The sequence below is a fragment of the Streptomyces violaceoruber genome (genome assembly GCF_033406955.1).
Taxonomy (GTDB): domain Bacteria; phylum Actinomycetota; class Actinomycetes; order Streptomycetales; family Streptomycetaceae; genus Streptomyces; species Streptomyces violaceoruber.
Genome location: NZ_CP137734.1, coordinates 5,591,040 through 5,608,419, shown reverse-complemented (window position 1 = coordinate 5,608,419; position 17,380 = coordinate 5,591,040). Strand labels below are relative to the sequence as shown.

At 72.7% G+C, this 17,380-nt stretch carries 11 protein-coding genes; 7 read left to right on the top strand and 4 right to left on the bottom strand.

Going from position 1 to position 17,380, the window contains the following annotated elements; translation table 11 throughout:
• Window positions 1-117 precede the first annotated feature (117 nt).
• From pepN (R2E43_RS25045) to R2E43_RS25035, 3 genes are all read left to right on the top strand, one after another.
• A complete protein-coding gene (pepN, locus tag R2E43_RS25045) occupies window positions 118-2,691 on the top strand; it encodes an aminopeptidase N (protein WP_161270041.1) in 2,574 nt (857 codons plus the stop codon).
• A 323-nt stretch (window positions 2,692-3,014) separates the two neighbouring features.
• Window positions 3,015-4,085 carry a hypothetical protein gene (locus R2E43_RS25040; protein WP_161270042.1) on the top strand — a complete coding sequence of 357 codons (1,071 nt, stop codon included), beginning with the start codon at window positions 3,015-3,017 and terminating at the stop codon, window positions 4,083-4,085.
• 315 nt (window positions 4,086-4,400) lie between these two features.
• Window positions 4,401-7,697 carry a S8 family serine peptidase gene (locus R2E43_RS25035; RefSeq protein ID WP_332056592.1) on the top strand — a complete coding sequence of 1,099 codons (3,297 nt, stop codon included), beginning with the start codon at window positions 4,401-4,403 and terminating at the stop codon, window positions 7,695-7,697.
• Between the two features lie 71 nt (window positions 7,698-7,768).
• Here R2E43_RS25035 and R2E43_RS25030 read toward each other — a convergent pair whose 3' ends face one another.
• Complete coding sequence (locus R2E43_RS25030; RefSeq protein ID WP_011028470.1) at window positions 7,769-8,518, bottom strand: hypothetical protein; 750 nt, start codon at window positions 8,516-8,518, stop codon at window positions 7,769-7,771.
• A gap of 1 nt (window position 8,519) precedes the next feature.
• Window positions 8,520-9,056: an RNA polymerase sigma factor gene (locus R2E43_RS25025; protein WP_003976162.1), complete on the bottom strand. Its 537-nt coding sequence runs from the start codon at window positions 9,054-9,056 to the stop codon at window positions 8,520-8,522.
• Between the two features lie 267 nt (window positions 9,057-9,323).
• Between R2E43_RS25025 and R2E43_RS25020 the strand changes: the two genes are divergently transcribed.
• Window positions 9,324-10,346 carry an aspartate-semialdehyde dehydrogenase gene (locus R2E43_RS25020; protein ID WP_011028472.1) on the top strand — a complete coding sequence of 341 codons (1,023 nt, stop codon included), beginning with the start codon at window positions 9,324-9,326 and terminating at the stop codon, window positions 10,344-10,346.
• 122 nt (window positions 10,347-10,468) lie between these two features.
• Window positions 10,469-11,656, top strand: coding sequence for a TerD family protein (locus tag R2E43_RS25015; RefSeq protein WP_011028473.1), 1,188 nt, complete (start codon window positions 10,469-10,471; stop codon window positions 11,654-11,656).
• 12 nt (window positions 11,657-11,668) lie between these two features.
• On the opposite strand, the gene R2E43_RS25010 is transcribed toward R2E43_RS25015, so the two are convergent.
• Window positions 11,669-12,145: a DUF1203 domain-containing protein gene (locus R2E43_RS25010; RefSeq protein WP_011028474.1), complete on the bottom strand. Its 477-nt coding sequence runs from the start codon at window positions 12,143-12,145 to the stop codon at window positions 11,669-11,671.
• Between the two features lie 112 nt (window positions 12,146-12,257).
• On the opposite strand from R2E43_RS25010, the gene pepN (R2E43_RS25005) reads away from it, so the two are divergent.
• Window positions 12,258-14,828, top strand: coding sequence for an aminopeptidase N (gene pepN / locus R2E43_RS25005; RefSeq protein WP_332056591.1), 2,571 nt, complete (start codon window positions 12,258-12,260; stop codon window positions 14,826-14,828).
• Between the two features lie 274 nt (window positions 14,829-15,102).
• Window positions 15,103-16,440 (top strand): hypothetical protein, encoded by a 1,338-nt coding sequence (locus tag R2E43_RS25000; RefSeq protein ID WP_193484999.1) that lies wholly within the window; start codon window positions 15,103-15,105, stop codon window positions 16,438-16,440.
• A 9-nt stretch (window positions 16,441-16,449) separates the two neighbouring features.
• Here R2E43_RS25000 and R2E43_RS24995 read toward each other — a convergent pair whose 3' ends face one another.
• Window positions 16,450-17,367, bottom strand: coding sequence for a LysR family transcriptional regulator (locus tag R2E43_RS24995; protein ID WP_191849463.1), 918 nt, complete (start codon window positions 17,365-17,367; stop codon window positions 16,450-16,452).
• Window positions 17,368-17,380: the final 13 nt, after the last annotated feature.

The window sequence follows — 17,380 nt, the reverse complement described above, 5'->3', positions numbered from 1 at the left end:
GTACTCAACCCGGCAACCGAACGACCGGCCCGCCCATTCCCGGCTGCCGCGCGTCAGGGGCGCATGGCAGGATCGGTGCTGTCCGCATACTGAACACCATCCGAGGGAGTGCCGCCCGTGCCCGGTGAGAATCTGTCCCGCGACGAGGCCCGGGAGCGGGCCGCCCTGCTGTCCGTCGACGGGTACGAGGTGTCCCTCGACGTGCGCTCGGCCGTCGGTGACGCGCAGGGCGGGGGGCCGCGCACGTTCCGGTCCGTCACCACGCTCCGCTTCCGCTGCAACGAGCCCGGCGCGAGCAGCTTCGCCGACCTGGTCGCACCGAGCGTCACCGCCGTGTCCCTCAACGGCCGCGACCTCGACCCGAGCGAGGTCTTCGACGGCTCCCGGATCGCCCTGGAGGACCTGGCCGCCGACAACGAGCTGGTGGTCGACGCCCAGTGCGCGTACTCCCGTACCGGCGAGGGCCTGCACCGCTTCGTCGACCCGGAGGACGGCGAGGTGTACCTGTACACCCAGTACGAGCCGGCCGACTCGCGCCGGGTCTTCGCCACCTTCGAGCAGCCGGACCTCAAGGCACCCTTCCGTTTCGAGGTGCGGGCGCCGGAGGAGTGGACGGTGTGGTCCAACGGCGCGGGCGAGCGGGTCGACGGGGTGTGGCGGTTCGCGGAGACGAAGCCGATCTCGACGTACATCACGTGTGTGGTGGCGGGTCCGTACCACTACGTGACGGATTCCTACGAGCGGACCTTCGAGGACGGCACCCGGCTGGAGATCCCGCTCGGCGCCCTGTGCCGCAAGGGCCTGGCGCCGCACTTCGACGCGGACGACGTCTTCCTGATCACCAAGCAGGGGCTGGACTTCTTCCACGACCACTTCGACTACCCGTACCCCTTCGGGAAGTACGACCAGGCGTTCGTGCCCGAGTACAACCTGGGCGCGATGGAGAACCCGGGGATGGTGACCTTCCGGGAGGAGTACATCTTCCGCGGGAAGGTGACGCGGGCGTCGTACGAGGGCCGCGCCAACACGATCCTGCACGAGATGGCGCACATGTGGTTCGGCGACCTGGTCACCATGGAGTGGTGGGACGACCTGTGGCTGAAGGAGTCCTTCGCCGACTTCATGGGTGCGTTCGCGAACGTCGGCGCGACCCGCTTCAAGGACGCCTGGATCACCTTCGCCAACCGCCGCAAGGCCTGGGCGTACCGCGCCGACCAGCTCCCCTCCACGCACCCGATCACGGCCGACATCCGTGACCTGGAGGACGCCAAGCTCAACTTCGACGGCATCACCTACGCCAAGGGCGCCTCCGCGCTCAAGCAGCTGGTGGCGTACGTCGGTCAGGACGCGTTCCTGGAGGGCGCGCGGCGCTACTTCAAGCGGCACGCGTACGGCAACACGCGCCTCGGTGACCTGCTGTCGGTCCTGGAGGAGACCAGCGGCCGGGACATGGCGGCCTGGTCGCGCTCCTGGCTCCAGACGGCCGGCGTCAACTCGCTGACCCCGCAGGTGCTGCTGGGCGAGGCGGGCACGGTCGACGAGCTGGCGGTCGTGCAGGAGGCCGCCGAGTCGCACCCCGAACTGCGCCCGCACCGCGTCGCGGTGGGCCTGTACCGGCGCACCGCCGAGGGCGCGCTGGAGCGGTACGCGCGCGCCGAGGTGGACGTGGAGGGGCCGCGCACGGTGGTGGCGGAGCTGGCCGGTGCCGAGGCCCCCGAGCTGGTCCTGGTCAACGACGACGACCTCACGTACTGCAAGACGCGGTTCGACGCGACCTCGCTGGAGACGCTGCGCGAGCACCTGGGGTCCCTGACCGACCCGCTGGCCCGTGCCCTGTGCTGGTCGGCGCTGTGGAACATGACGCGGGACGCGCTGCTGCCGGCCCGGGACTTCGCGGCGCTGGTGCTGCGGTTCGCCGGACGCGAGTCCGACATCGGCGTCCTGCAGATGCTGCACGCCTGGACGAACTCGGCGCTGGTGCACTACGCGGCCCCCGACTGGCGGGAGACCGGCGGCCGGCTGCTCGGCGAGGGTGCGCTGCGCGAGCTGCGGGACGCGGCGCCGGGCAGCGAGCAGCAGCTGGCCTGGGCGCGGTTCTTCGCGTCGGTGGCGTCCGGGGAGGCGGAGCTGGAGCTGCTGCGCGGGCTGCTGGAGGGCACCGAGAAGATCGAGGGCCTGGACGTGGACCAGGAGCTGCGCTGGGCCTTCCTCGCGCCACTGGCGGCCCACGGCGCCGCCGACGAGGGCGTCCTGGCCGCCGAGCTGGCCCGCGACGACACGGCCTCCGGCAAGCGCCACCAGGTGCGCTGCCTGGCGGCCCGCCCCTCGGCGGCGGTGAAGGCGCAGGCCTGGGCGCAGGTCGTGGAGTCGGACGCGCTGTCGAACGCGCTGGTGGAGGCGACCATCGCCGGGTTCGCGCAGCCCTCGCAGCGGGACCTGCTCGCGCCGTACGCCGAGAAGTACTTCGCGGCGATCGAGCGGGTGTGGGCCGAGCGGTCCATCCAGATCGGGATGGACGTGGTCCGGGGCCTGTTCCCCTCGCTGCGGGACTCCCAGGACACCCTGGACGCGACCGACGCGTGGCTGTCGGCGCACGAGGACGCGGCCCCGGCGCTGCGCCGGCTGGTGCTGGAGGCGCGGGACGACCTGGCGCGGGCGCTGCGGGCGCAGGCCTGTGACGGGGGTGCGTGAGGGTTCTGCTGCTCGTCGTGTGCGGCAGCGTCGTGGCCGGGCGCGCCCGCGCGGCGGAGCCGCACACCGGTGCAGCCCCGCGCCCCTGGAGGGACGCTGCCCCACTCGGTGTGACATGAACACCGTTGCTTTGGCCAACGATTGAGCGTTCCGTCGTCGTTACGGAATTCAGGCAATAGCAGCCGTAACCCCTGGGCCGCACGGTGGTGGACCAGGGGTTTTCGGCATCCGAACAGGAGTCCTTTAGGGCGGGCTTGTCCCGGTTCGGCGATGGGCGTGTAACAGCGGTTAAGGGGCCGATCGGGCGCGGGAAGTTGCCCGTCATGACGCACAACATCCCGCTCTCCCCCCGCCCCCGTCCGCTGCACGCCCTGGCCGACGGCCGGCGCCGGCTGATGACGGCCGCCCAGTTGCGGGCGCACGGTGTCTCCGCCGCGGAGACCAGCGAGCAGTGCCGGCCCGGCGGACCCTGGCAGCAGCTCCTGCCGAACGTCGTCCTGCTGCACCCGGGGCCGCCGACCAGCGACGAGCGCCTGCACGCGGTGCTGCTCTACGCGGCGCGGGAGCGCACCTCCGGCACGGCACCCGGCGTGCCCGCCTCGGTCCCGGTCCAGCCGGGCGGGGAGCACCCGCCGGTACCGGCCTACGCGGAGGCGATGATCACGGGCCTGGCCGCGCTGACGCTGCACGGCTTCTCCGCCGCTCCCCCGCTGTCGGCCCTGGAGCTGATCGACGTCCTGGTCCCGCGGCTGCGCCGGTTGCGCACGACGGGGTGTGCGCGCGTCGTCCGCACGACCGCGCTGCCGACCGCCGTGGAGCTGACGGGGGTTCCGGTGGCGCCGGTGGCGCGGGCCCTGGCGGACGCGGTCGCCGAGCTGACCGACCCGGGCACGGTCCGCCGGCTGCTGACCGAGGCCGTGCGCGGCGGCCACTGCGAGCCGGCCGCGGTGGTACGGGAGCTGAACCGGGCGCGGCTGCTCAGCCGCCCGCACGTGGTGGACGCGGTGGACTCGCTGGTCGCCGAGGGGCGGGCGCTGGCCGAGCAGCGGCTGTACCGGATGGTGCGCGAGTACGCCCTGCCCGAGCCGGTCTGGAACGTCGGCCTGCGCCTGCCCGGCGGCCCGCATCTGGGCGGCGTGGACGCCTTCTGGCCCGAGCAGGCGGTGGCGCTGGAGCTGGACACCCGGGCGCACCGGCAGCAGGAGGACGACGCCGCGCGGGCGGAGCACGCCCGCAAGCGCGAGCACCTGGAACGGCTGGGGATCACGGTCGTACACCTCACCCCGCGCAAGCTGCGGGACTGCCCGGAGCACGAGGCGGCCGTCGTACGGACGGCGCTGATGGCGGCCGGGGACCGGGAGCCCGCCGCGTACGTCGTGGTACTGCCCCGGTAGAGGCGCCGGGCGGGCCGGCGGGTGACGGGGACCGGAGGCCGGGGACGGAGGCCCGGGAGGCCGGGGGCCGGGGACGGAGGCCCGGGAGGCCGGGGGCCGGGGACGGGAAACGGGATTGTCATGACCCGTCCCTTGTGTCCCCGATGGCGCATGGCGGAAGTACGCCATGGCTTCATCCCGTCCCGGACAACTCTCCCCAATCAGTGATCTCTTGAGTAAAGCTGAGCGGTCGTCCGGGATCGGATTCCGGACTGCCTCGGCCAGGGCCGGTCGGCCTTGGTCGTACCGCTCGTTCCTTCACCCCAAGGGATGCCGATGACCAACAGCCCCCAGCGCGAACCGATACCGGGCGCGAGACGCGCGGCCCGCCTGGCCCTCGCCACGGGTCTCGCCGCCGCGCTCGCCGCCGTCGGGCCGGTGCCCGTGGCCCTCGCCGCCGACGGGCCCGCGACGACCGCGCCGCCCGTCGACGCGTCCGTCAAGTCCGCCCACGACAAGCTCGGTTCCGACGACGCGGACCTGCTCGCCGAGGCGAAGGCCGCCGGCGAGAAGAACGTCACGATGATGGTCGCCACCGCGCCGGGCCGGACCGAGCAGGTGGCGAAGGAGCTGGACGCGGTCTCCGGCGGCACCGTCGGCCGCACCTACGACGAGCTGGGCTACGTGCGCGCCACCGTGCCCACCGCCAAGGCGGACTCGGCCATCGCCGCCGCCGCGAAGCTCTCCTCCGTCCACGGCATCGACCTGCGCGACGAGATCCCGCTGGACGACCCGACGCCGAGCGCCGACATGGCGAAGGGCGCCGCGCACAAGGGCCGTTCCTACCCGGCGCCCAACCGCTGGACCCCGGCCGAGAACCCGTACAACCCGTCCTTCGAGACGGGCGCCGTCGACTTCGTGAAGAAGTACCCGAAGTCGGACGGCCGCGGCGTCACCATCGGCATCCTCGACTCGGGCGTCGACCTCGGCCACCCGGCGCTGCAGAAGACCACCACCGGCGAGCGCAAGATCGTCGACTGGGTCACCGCCACAGACCCGGTCGTCGACGGCGACCGCACCTGGCGTCCGATGACCACCTCGGTCTCCGGACCCACCTTCACCTACGGCGGGCAGACCTGGACCGCGCCCGCGGGCTCGTACCGGGTCAGCACCTTCCTGGAGTCGTACACCACCGGCGGTGACGCCGCGGGCGACGCCAACCGGGACGGCGACACCACCGACTCCTGGGGCGTGCTGTACGACGCGAAGGCCGGCACGGTCCGCGTCGACCTGAACAACAACCACGACTTCGCCGACGACACCCCGATGAAGCCCTACAAGGACGGCTTCCAGGTCGGGTACTTCGGCACCGACGACCCGAAGACGGACGTGGCCGAGCGCCAGCCCTTCGTCGTCGAGATCCGCAAGGACGTCGTCTACAACTCCGCCGGTGCCAAGGCGGACTTCGTCAACATCGGCGTCATCGAGTCCGAGCACGGCACGCATGTCGCCGGACTCGCCGCCGCCAACGGCCTGTTCGGCGGCCGCATGGACGGTGCCGCGCCCGGCGCGAAGATCGTCTCCTCGCGCGCGTGCACCTGGAGCGGCGGCTGCACCAACGTCGCGCTCACCGAGGGCATGATCGATCTCGTCGTCAACCGGGGCGTCGACATCGTCAACATGTCGATCGGCGGACTGCCCGCCCTCAACGACGGCAACAACGCGCGTTCCGAGCTGTACACCCGCCTCATCGACACCTACGGCGTGCAGCTCGTCATCTCCGCGGGCAACTCCGGCCCCGGCGCCAACACCATCGGCGACCCCGGCCTCGCCGACAAGGTGATCTCGGTCGGCGCCTCCATCTCCCGCGAGACCTGGGCCGCCAACTACGGCTCCGCGGTGAGGACCAAGTACCAGATGATGCCGTTCTCCTCGCGCGGACCGCGTGAGGACGGCGGCTTCACGCCGACGCTGACCGCGCCCGGCGCCGCGGTCAACTCCATCCAGACCTGGATGCCGGGCGCCCCGGTCCCCGAGGCGGGCTACGACCTCCCGGCCGGCTACGGCATGCTCCAGGGCACCTCGATGGCGTCCCCGCAGGCCGCGGGCGCCTCGGCGCTGCTGCTGTCGGCGGCGAAGCAGGCCCGCGTCGACCTCACCCCGGCGAAGCTGCGCACCGCGCTGACCTCCACCGCCGACCACATCAAGGGCGTGCAGGCGTACGAGGAGGGCGCGGGTCTGATCAACATCCCCGACGCCTGGAAGTCGATCCGGCGCGGCGCGAGCGCCCACGAGTACACGGTCAAGGCACCGGTCGACACCGCGATCGACCAGTTCCTCGAGACGCCGGGCTACGGCACCGGCCTCTACGACCGCGAGGGCGGCCTGAAGGCCGGGCAGAAGAAGACGTACGAGATCACGCTCACCCGTACCTCCGGCGCCGACCGGCCGATCCGGCACGAGCTGGACTTCGAGAACAACGCGGGCCACACCTTCCGGATCGTGGGCCGCGACGAGGTGAAGCTGCCGCTGAACGAGCCGGTGACCGTCAAGGTCGAGGCGCGCCCCGGCTCCGCCGGGCTCAAGAGCGCGATCCTCGAGGTGGACGACCCGCGCACCGAGGGCGTCGACCAGCAGGTGCTCACCACGGTCGTGGTCTCCGCCCCGCTGAAGTACGACTTCTCCGCGAGGAACTCGGTGCAGCGCAACAGCACCGAGTCGTACTTCGTGACCGTCCCCGAGGGCGCGAAGGCGCTGGAGGTGGCGATCGGCGGGCTCAGGGGCGAGAGCCAGACCCGGTTCATCTCCATCCACCCGTACGGCGTCCCGTCCGACAACACCTCGACGCCGTACTGCTACAACAACTACCTCGACGGCAACGGCTGCCGCCCCGACGTGCGCGCCTACGCGGACCCGCAGCCGGGTGTCTGGGAGGTCGAGGTCGAGGCGCGGCGCACGTCGCCGCTGCTCGACAACCCCTACGAGCTGGACGTCACCGTGCTCGGCGCCGACTTCGACCCGGAGGTCGTGACCGTGCCCGAGGCCAAGGCGGGCACCCCGGCCGACGCCTCCTGGACGGTGACCAACACGTACGCCGCCCTGGAGGGCAAGCTGGTCGGCGGCCCGCTCGGCTCCTCCGAGACGACCCGGCCGACGATCAAGCAGGGTGAGACGGCCACCTCCACGATCGAGGTGCCCGAGGGCGCGGAGTCGCTGGACGTCGCCATCGGGGGCGTCTCCGACGCGGCCGCCGACCTGGACCTGACGGTCTACGGCGAGGACGGCGCCGTCGTCGCCCAGTCCGCCGACGGCGACTCGGAGGAGTCGGTCTCCGTCGCGAAGCCGGCCGCCGGCACGTACACCGTCGAGGTCGCGGGCTACTCCGTGCCGTCGGGCAGCACGGAGTACGACTACCGGGACGTGTACTTCGCCGCCACCCTCGGCTCGGTGACGGTGGACGACTCGGCGACGGTGCGGCTCGGCACGGGCGACTCCGCCACGGTCTCCGGCAGCGTCACGGCCCTGGCCGCCGCCCCCGAGGGCCGCGAGTTCTCCGGCCGCGTCCAGCTGGTCAACACCCACGGCACGGTCGCGGGCCTGGGCAGCGTGCGGATCGGGAAGGTCGTGCCGTAGTCCGGTGCGGTACGGAGAGGGGGCGGGCGCGCCGGTTCGGGCGCCCGCCCCTTTCGCCTGCCCCGCGGGGGTCAGTCGCAGGTGAGGGTGCGGGACTCGGGGAGGGAGGCGGTGATCCGGGCGCGGGCGGTGGCGATGTTCCGGTCGCCGGTGATCACCGTGTCCGCGGTGGGCCGGTCCCGCAGGGCGCCGACCAGCACCCGGTCGCCGGGGGCGAGGCGGGCGAGGGCGTCGTCCAGGACGAACGCCGTGGTCGGGCCGGTGCTCTTCGCGGGTGCGTAGGCGTGCGTCAGGCGGAGCGTGATCCGGTGCCGCGCGGTGCCCGGTACCGGATCGGCGGCGGTCACCGTGCCCTCGGCGACCAGCCGGGCGCAGGCGAGGTAGCGGGGGGTGCCGAAGACGACGGCGGCCTCCTGGCCCGCGGAGGGGCTGTCCGGCCGCGCCGCCGACCGGTCGGCCGCGCTGCCGCTCGCCGCGTCGTCGGAGGCACCGCTGCCGCCCTGCACGACCAGCCAGCCCAGGCCCGTGACCAGGACCCCCGCGCAGGCCGCCGCGAGGACGCCGAACGCGAGGCGGAAGGGGCGGCGGGGTGCCGGGGCCCGGGCGGGGGCCGGAGCCGGTGCCGGAGCGGGGCGGTCTTCCGGGACGGTGCCGCCGAGGGCCCCGCCGATCAGGTTGAGCTGCTCCCGCAGCAACGCCACGTCGGCCGTCGCCGAGCGGTACTCGCCCCGGGCGTCCGCCCCCGCGTCCGGCGGCAGCGGCTCGCCCGTGATCGCGGCCATCAGCGCGTCGTCCCCACCGGGGTGCTGTTCGGCGGCCATCTCACACCACCTCGTCCTCGTGCAGGCGGGCGCGCAGGGCCCGTACCGCCGTGTGCAGCCTGCTCTTGACCGTGCCCTCGGGGATGCCCAGCTCCTCGGCGATGCCGCGCACCGGAAGATCGGCGTAGAAGCGCAGGACGAGGACCTGGCGCTGGGCGTCGGGCAGCTCGTCCAGGCCCTGCGCCACGGCGAGGGACAGGACGCTGGTGTCCTCGTCGCCGGGGTGCTCGGTCTGGCGCAGCGCGGCCAGGCGTTCCCCGAGCCGGTCCTGGCGGTGTCTGGCCCGGTGCCAGTCCATGGCCAGGTTGGAGGCGACGACCGCCGCCCAGGCCGACACGTCGCGCGGCGCCTCGCGGCCGCTGGCCGTCCGCTCCAGCAGCCGCAGGCGGACCTGCTGCACCCCGTCCGGCAGGTCCGCCTGCGGCACCCCGCCGAGCGCGAGCACCGCCCGCACCCGGCGTTCCTGTGCCGCGTCCAGGGGGTCGTCGCGTACGTCGTCCCCCTGGCCGCGGCGGGCCCTTCTGCGCAGCAAAGCCATTTCCTCCCCCGGCCACGTTTCCCCTACGACGCGCGAGCGGCCCGAAACGTTCGCTCCGACGGCCGCCTTTCGGCGCGAGGCGTACGTCACATCGTCGTGTGGGGCGGGAAGGGATGGGCAGGGGCGGACCGAGCCACCGCGTCCCAAGGTGCGGGAACACCGTGCAAAGGATTGGACAGGCGGGCCGGGCTTCGCCCCATGATGGAAAAGTCTCGGCCGAGCAAAGCGCGCGTGAGGACACGCGTACAAAACGGAGAAGGAGTCACCGTGAGGGTCGGAATCGTCGGAGCCACCGGTCAGGTGGGCACGGTCATGCGCAGGATCCTCACGGAGCGCGACTTCCCCGTCACCGAGCTGCGCCTGTTCGCCTCGGCGCGCAGCGCCGGCAAGGAGCTGGACGGCGTGACGGTGGAGGACGCGGCCACCGCCGACTACTCCGGGCTGGACATCGTGCTGTTCTCGGCGGGCGGCGCCACCTCCAAGGCGCTGGCCGAAAAGGTCGCCTCGCAGGGCCCCGTCGTGATCGACAACTCCTCCGCCTGGCGCCGCGACCCCGAGGTCCCGCTGGTGGTCTCCGAGGTGAACCCGCACGCGATCACCGACCGCCCCAAGGGCATCATCGCCAACCCGAACTGCACCACGATGGCCGCGATGCCGGTGCTGCGCCCGCTGCACGCGGAGGCGGGCCTGGAGGCGGTCGTCGTCGCCACCTACCAGGCGGTGTCCGGCTCCGGCCTGGCCGGTGTGGACGAGCTGTTCGAGCAGGTCCAGAAGGTCGGCGCGGACGCCCCCAAGCTGACCCACGACGGTTCGGCGGTCGAGTTCCCGAAGCCGGACAAGTACGTGGCGCCCATCGCGTACAACGTGCTGCCGCTGGCCGGTTCCATCGTCGACGACGGCCTGCACGAGACGGACGAGGAGCAGAAGCTCCGCAACGAGTCCCGCAAGATCCTGGAGATCCCGGAGCTGAAGGTGTCCGGCACCTGCGTGCGCGTGCCCGTCTTCAGCGGCCACTCCCTGCAGATCAACGCCCGTTTCGCCCGGCCGATCAGCGTGGAGCGCGCCAAGGAGCTGCTGGCCGGAGCCCCCGGCGTGGCGCTCACCGAGGTGCCGACGCCGCTGGAGGCGGCCGGTCAGGACCCGTCGTACGTGGGCCGGATCCGCCAGGACGAGACCGTGGACAACGGCCTCGCCCTGTTCGTCTCCAACGACAACCTCCGCAAGGGCGCGGCCCTGAACGCGGTGCAGATCGCGGAGCTGGTCGCGGCCGAGCTGTCCGCCGCCAAGTAGTCCACCGCTTTCCAGGGGCGGTCACCCGGTACGGGGTGGCCGCCCCTCACGCGTCCCGACCACTCGATGCGGAGTATGACAATCCGCCCCACCGGTCGTGCTGATCGTGTGAAGATCACGCCATGACGCAGATGACGAAGGGCGGCAACCTGCCCGTTCCCGGGGCCGCCCTCCAGGTGGCGGTGACCTGGCGGCAGGGCGTCCACGTACCGGACGTGGACGTTTCGGCCCTGCTGCTCGACGCGACGGGCCGGGTCCGCTCGGACGCCGACCTCGTCTTCTACAACCAGCCGGCCCACCCGTCGGGCGCCGTCCGCCACCTGGGCAAGGGCCAGGGGGCCGACGGCACGGGCGCCGACTGGCTGTGGCTGGACCTCGCGGCCGTCGCGCCCGGCACGGACCGGGTCGTGGTGGCCGCGTCCGCCGACGGGGGAACGTTCGGGCAGGTGCCCTCCCTCGACGTCCGGGTCGCGCTGCCGGACGGGCAGCAGGTCGCGTCCTTCACGATCGGGGACGCCTCGACGGAGACCGCGTTCGTCTTCGGCGAGTTCTACCGCAGGAACGGCGGCTGGAAGTTCCGCGCGGTGGGGCAGGGGTACGCCTCGGGTCTCGCCGGGCTCGCCACGGACTTCGGCATCTCGGTCGCCGAGGACCCGCAGCCGGTGTCCGCGGCCCCGGCCCCTCCGCCCCCCGCTCCCCTGCCGCTCGCCCCCGTGGCCCCGCCCGCCGACCGCCTGGTGTCGGAACTGGCGCTCTCCTTCCCGCCGTTCACGCACCACGCCACGGGCAAGGAGCGCGTCACCTGCCCGCCTAACCTGCCGCCCGGCGCCCGCGTGGTCGTCGAGATCGAGTGCAGGGACAGCATCTCGGTGAACATCGACTCCTGCGACGCGTACGGCCGCGCCGACCAGGACCTGCTGTCCACGTACGAGGACGAGGTGCACGCCCGTACGTTCGCCACCGTCCCCCAGGACCGCCCGCTGTCCCTGGTGGTGCGCGCCGACACGCCCTGGACGCTGCGGGTGCTGCCGCTCGCCCACGCCCGTCGCCTGGAGCACGGCCTCGACGGGCGGGGTCCGGACCTGCTGGTCTACGAGGGCCCCCCGGGCGTGCTGTCCTTCGTCCACCAGGGCCGGAGCAACTTCGTCGTCTGGCACTACTTCGCCTCGGACGATCCCCAGCGGCAGGGAGACGAGGAGGACCTCCTCGTCAACGAGGTCGGCCGCCTCGACGTCCTGGCCCCCGTCCGGGCGCCCGGCCTCCTGCGCATCGAGGCCGACGGCCCCTGGCGGCTCGGGGTGGGCGGCTGAGCCGGGCGGGGCTCAGTCCCGGCGCACCTCGTACAGGAAGCAGCCGTACTCGACGGCCCGGACGTGGACGAACGCCACGGCCGGGTCGTCGAGCGCTTCCCGGAGGGCGGGCGCGAAGTCGTCGCCGGAACCGACCAGGCGTCCGCCCAGGATGCGTCCGTCGGCGGAGTAGCGGCGGACGGTGCGGTGCGCGTTGGTGAACGCGAGGCCGTCGCCGTCCGGTCCCGCGCACTGCTCGGCGTGGATGAAGACGGGGCCCTGCTCGTCGTAGGCGCCCGGGTCGGCGCCCGTTTCCGCCGCCCAGCGGCGCAGCGGGGCGTAGGAGACGAGGGCGATGTGCTCCCCGGCGCGGCTGCGGCGCAGGCAGCAGCGCAGCGGCGTGCCGCCCTCGTCGTCGGCCACGGGTGCGGGGACGCGGCCCGCGTCGTCGGCGACGCGCAGTTCCTCGAGGGTGGCCGCGGGAATGGGTCGTGCCGTGTGGGCGTTCATGCGTCAAGGCTCACGCGCGGAAGGTCCGCGCACCGGCGGGAAACGGACATCGCGTTCGGTGCGGGGCACGTGGAAGGATGGCGCAACCCACACATAACGAGGAGATGACCGCGTGCCTGGCACAAACCTGACTCGCGAAGAGGCGCGGCAGCGGGCGACGCTGCTGACCGTTGACTCGTACGAGATCGATCTCGACCTCACCGGCGCGCAGGAGGGCGGCACCTACCGGTCCGTGACCACGGTGCGCTTCGACGTCGCCGAGGGCGGCGGCGAGTCCTTCATCGACCTGGTCGCCCCGACGGTCCACGAGGTGACGCTGAACGGCGACGCCCTCGACGCCGCCGAGGTGTTCCAGGACTCCCGCATCGCCCTGCCGGGCCTGCTGCCGGGACGCAACATCCTGCGCGTGGTCGCCGACTGCGCCTACACCAACACCGGCGAGGGCCTGCACCGGTTCGTCGACCCGGTGGACGACCAGGCCTACCTGTACACCCAGTTCGAGGTGCCGGACGCGCGCCGCGTCTTCGCGAGCTTCGAGCAGCCGGACCTGAAGGCGACGTTCCAGTTCACCGTGAAGGCCCCCGAGGGCTGGACGGTCATCTCCAACTCGCCGACTCCCGAGCCGAAGGACAATGTCTGGGAGTTCGAGCCGACCCCGCGCATCTCGTCGTACGTCACGGCGCTGATCGTCGGCCCGTACCACTCGGTGCACAGCGTGTACGAGAAGGACGGCCAGTCCGTCCCGCTCGGCATCTACTGCCGTCCCTCGCTGGCCGAGCACCTCGACGCGGACGCGATCTTCGAGGTCACCCGGCAGGGCTTCGACTGGTTCCAGGAGAAGTTCGACTACGCGTACCCGTTCAAGAAGTACGACCAGCTCTTCGTGCCGGAGTTCAACGCGGGCGCGATGGAGAACGCGGGCGCGGTGACCATCCGCGACCAGTACGTGTTCCGCTCCAAGGTGACGGACGCCGCGTACGAGGTGCGGGCGGCGACGATCCTGCACGAGCTGGCGCACATGTGGTTCGGCGACCTGGTCACCATGGAGTGGTGGAACGACCTGTGGCTGAACGAGTCGTTCGCCACCTACGCCGAGGCCGCCTGCCAGACCGCCGCGCCGGGCTCGAAGTGGCCGCACTCGTGGACGACGTTCGCCAACCAGATGAAGACCTGGGCGTACCGGCAGGACCAGCTGCCGTCCACGCACCCGATCATGGCGGACATCAGCGACCTGGACGACGTGCTCGTCAACTTCGACGGCATCACGTACGCCAAGGGCGCCAGCGTCCTCAAGCAGCTCGTCGCCTACGTCGGTGAAGAGGCGTTCTTCAAGGGCGTGCAGGCGTACTTCAAGCGGCACGCGTTCGGCAACACCCGCCTGTCCGACCTGCTGGGCGCGCTGGAGGAGACCTCGGGGCGCGACCTGAAGACCTGGTCGAAGGCGTGGCTGGAGACGGCCGGCATCAACGTGCTCCGCCCGGAGATCGAGACCGACGCCGACGGTGTCATCACCTCCTTCGCCATCCGCCAGGAGGCCCCCGCCCTGCCCGCCGGCGCCAAGGGCGAGCCGACGCTGCGCCCGCACCGCATCGCGATCGGCGCCTACGACCTCGACGGCGCCGGCAAGCTGGTGCGCGGCGACCGGGTCGAGCTGGACGTGGACGGCGAGCTGACGGCCGTGCCGCAGCTGGTCGGCAAGGCCCGCCCGGCGGTGCTCCTGCTCAACGACGACGACCTCTCGTACGCGAAGGTCCGCCTGGACGAGCAGTCGCTCGCGGTGGTCACCGAGCACCTGGGCGACTTCACGGAGTCCCTCCCCCGCGCCCTGTGCTGGGCGTCGGCGTGGGACATGACCCGGGACGGGGAGCTGGCGACCCGGGACTACCTGGCGCTGGTGCTGTCCGGCATCGGCAAGGAGTCCGACATCGGTGTCGTGCAGTCGCTGCACCGCCAGGTGAAGCTGGCCATCGACCAGTACGCCGCCCCCACCGCCCGCGAGGCGCTGCTCACCCGCTGGACCGAGGCCACGCTGGCCCACCTGCGGGCCGCCGAGGCGGGCAGCGACCACCAGCTGGCGTGGGCGCGGGCGTTCGCGGCGACGGCGCGGACGCCGGAGCAGCTGGATCTGCTGGACGCGCTGCTGGACGGCACGCAGACGATCGAGGGCCTGGCCGTCGACACCGAGCTGCGCTGGGCGTTCGTGCAGCGGCTCGCGGCCGTGGGCCGGTTCGGCGGGTCGGAGATCGCGGCCGAGTACGAGCGGGACAAGACCGCCGCAGGTGAGCGCCACGCGGCCACCGCACGGGCGGCCCGCCCGACCGAGGCGGCCAAGGCGGAGGCCTGGGAGTCGGTCGTGGAGTCCGACAAGCTGCCGAACGCCGTCCAGGAGGCGGTCATCGCCGGCTTCGTCCAGACCGACCAGCGCGAGCTGCTGGCGGCGTACACGGAGCGGTACTTCGAGGCGCTGAAGGACGTCTGGGCGTCTCGTTCGCACGAGATGGCCCAGCAGATCGCGGTCGGCCTGTACCCGGCGGTGCAGGTGTCGCAGGACACCCTGGACCGCACGGACGCGTGGCTGGCCTCCGCCGAGCCGAACGCGGCTCTGCGCCGGCTGGTCTCGGAGTCCCGCTCCGGCATCGAGCGCGCCCTGCGGGCGCAGGCGGCGGACGCGGCGGCCGCGTAGGCGGTCGGTACGTACGAGGGGGCGCCCGGTGTCGTACTGGGCGCCCCGTTCGCGTTCCTGCTCCGGCGCGGCGGCTCACGTGCCGCTCGTGACACAGATCATGACCTCGACCTGCCGGTTCTCGCTTTCGCCCGGTTCCCGAGGTAGACACTCGGGCCAATCCCCCGTTCGATGGGGCACTTGACCGAGGGGGCGACGAAGGCCACCGCTGGGCGCGAATCGTCCGCCGTGGTTCGACCAGATCGGCCGGTGGCCGAGAAGTGGGGGCGGGGCAATGACGGGAATCAGCCGACGGGGACTGCTGCGCGGGAGCGTGGCCGGAGCCGTCACCGTGGTGGGAGGGGCGGCGTCGGCGGGCAGGGCCAGCGCCGCGGGCATCAATCCGTCCGTCGCGGGCGAGGCGGCGCACGTCCGTGCACTGCGCAAGGCGTTGGACGACGCGGCGGCGGGCGTCGTCGGCCCGCACGGCGTCGACGACAAGGGCCGGATCATCGTGAAGGCCGGGTACGCGGGCGTCCCCACCTACACGCTGCTCAACACCCTGATCATCGGCGCCAACACGGTCCTGGACGGCACCGGCGCCCGCTTCGTCGCCAAGTTCGGCACGGTGACCAAGCGGTACACCCTGGACCGGACGAACCAGCACTCACCCAGCCCGGAGTACGCCACGGACGGCCAGGGGACGTTCGGCGCGCCCGCGGTCAGCGGCGCCAGAGCCGCCACCATGTTGCTCAACCACGTCCCTTCCGGCACGCAGGGCTACTCGGCTCCGGGCAACATCATGGTCAAGGGCGGCGAATGGGACCCCATCTCCGCGTACGTGTGGAACGACTCCGGGCCCGCGCGGGCACGTGCCGACAAGGCGCCGCCCATGAACGTGCTGACCTTCACCCACACCCAGGACGTGGAGGTCGAGGGAGTGACGGTCTGGAACGTCAAGTGGTGGCACGGGGTCGAACTCAACGCCGTGCGCCGGGGTGCAGTACGGGACTGCTTCTTCAAGGGGTGGGTTGAGAATCCGACGTGGGGCCTGTGGCAGGGTGAGGCCGTCCAGCTCGACCTGCCCCTGTCCGGCAACACCTGGGCCGGAGCCCACGACGGCACCCCGACCGTGGACGTGCAGGTCCAGCGCAACTACGCGGGCCCGTCCGGGTCCCAGCCGTCCTGGGCGAAGCTGGTCGGATCGCACACCGGCGGCGAGAAGGTCGGCCAGGTGCACGCGCGCGTGCTGATCGAGGGCAACGTCGTGGACGGCGCCAAGTGGGACGCCATCGGCGCGATGAACACCACCGACATCGTCGTCCGCGACAACACGATCAACAACAGCGTCGGCGGGGTCTACGTCAGTTCCGTGTCGGCGCGCAGGTTCACCCAGCCACCGGTCCAGGTGGGGGCGAACCCCGTCTCCGGGGTCGACATCATCGGCAACCGGGTGACCGTGGCGGCGGGCGCTTCGGGGGCCTCGCGCAACGCGGTCCGCGTGAGCGCCGACACGGTCGGGTTCGTCTCGCCGGTCAGCGATGTCGAGGTCACCGGCAACGAGGTCAGTGGCGGAGGCTTCTACTACACCCCGCACGTGACGTTTCGCCCCGGCACCACGCCACAGCGCTGAGTACGCGGCTCAGTGGCCGGGCGTGCCGGGGCGCCCGTCCGCCGCGTCGCGCAGCGCGGTGAGGACGGTGCCGACGGCCCCGTCCTCACCGGCGCCCCTGCGCACGGCCGCGACCACGTGCCGGACGGGGCGGTCCGCGCGCAGTTCGCGCATCGCCACCCCGCCCCGGGGCACGGCCGCCATGCGCGGGACCAGGGCGACCCCCATGCCCGCCTCGACCATGGCGAGGATGGCCGGCCAGCCGGCCGCCGCATGGGCCTGGTGGGGGCGGAACCCGGCGGCCTCGCAGGCGCCGCGCGTGATGTCGGACCAGGGCCCGCCGGCGCCGAAGATCCACGGTTCGGCCGCGAGGTCGGCCAGCCGCAGCCGCTCCGCGCGGGCCAGCGGATGGTCCCCGGGCAGGGCGACGTCCAGCGGGTCGGCGAACAGCGGGACGCGGGTGAAGCGCGGGTCGACGGCGCTCGGCGCCTGCGCGGCCAGCGACAGCGCGAGGTCCACCTCCCCGGCGGCCAGCAGCTCGTACACCTCCTGCGCCTCGGCCTCCCGCACCCGCACCGCGATCCCGGGGCGCGAGGCGCGCAGCGCGGTGACGGCCGGAACGACGAGGGCGGGCACGGCGGTGGAGAAGGCACCGACCCGGACCTCGCCCGCCTCCCCGCGCAGGTGGGCCGCCAACTCGGCGTCGGCGCGCTCCAGTTGCTCGAACACCGCCTCGGCGTGCCGCAGCACCAGCCGGGCCGCGTCCGTCAGCCGGACCCTTCTGCCCTGGGCCCGGAGCAGCTCCACGCCGAGCTGTTTGGAGAGGTTCGTCAGCTGCTGGGAGACGGCGGACGGCGTCATGTGCAGCGCCTCGGCCGTCGCCGTCACCGTGCCCCTCTCCCGCAGTGTCCGCAGGATGTGCAGCTTGCGGAGGTCCCAGTCGGCCATGGCGGCAACCTAC

Coding starts and splice junctions, on each gene's coding strand:
- R2E43_RS25040 (WP_161270042.1), top strand. CDS start 3,015: ATGACGCACAACATCCCGCTCTCCCCCCGCCCCCGTCCGCTGCACGCC.
- R2E43_RS25035 (WP_332056592.1), top strand. CDS start 4,401: ATGACCAACAGCCCCCAGCGCGAACCGATACCGGGCGCGAGACGCGCG.
- R2E43_RS25030 (WP_011028470.1), bottom strand. CDS start 8,518: ATGGCCGCCGAACAGCACCCCGGTGGGGACGACGCGCTGATGGCCGCG.
- R2E43_RS25025 (WP_003976162.1), bottom strand. CDS start 9,056: ATGGCTTTGCTGCGCAGAAGGGCCCGCCGCGGCCAGGGGGACGACGTA.
- R2E43_RS25015 (WP_011028473.1), top strand. CDS start 10,469: ATGACGCAGATGACGAAGGGCGGCAACCTGCCCGTTCCCGGGGCCGCC.
- R2E43_RS25010 (WP_011028474.1), bottom strand. CDS start 12,145: ATGAACGCCCACACGGCACGACCCATTCCCGCGGCCACCCTCGAGGAA.
- R2E43_RS25000 (WP_193484999.1), top strand. CDS start 15,103: ATGACGGGAATCAGCCGACGGGGACTGCTGCGCGGGAGCGTGGCCGGA.
- R2E43_RS24995 (WP_191849463.1), bottom strand. CDS start 17,367: ATGGCCGACTGGGACCTCCGCAAGCTGCACATCCTGCGGACACTGCGG.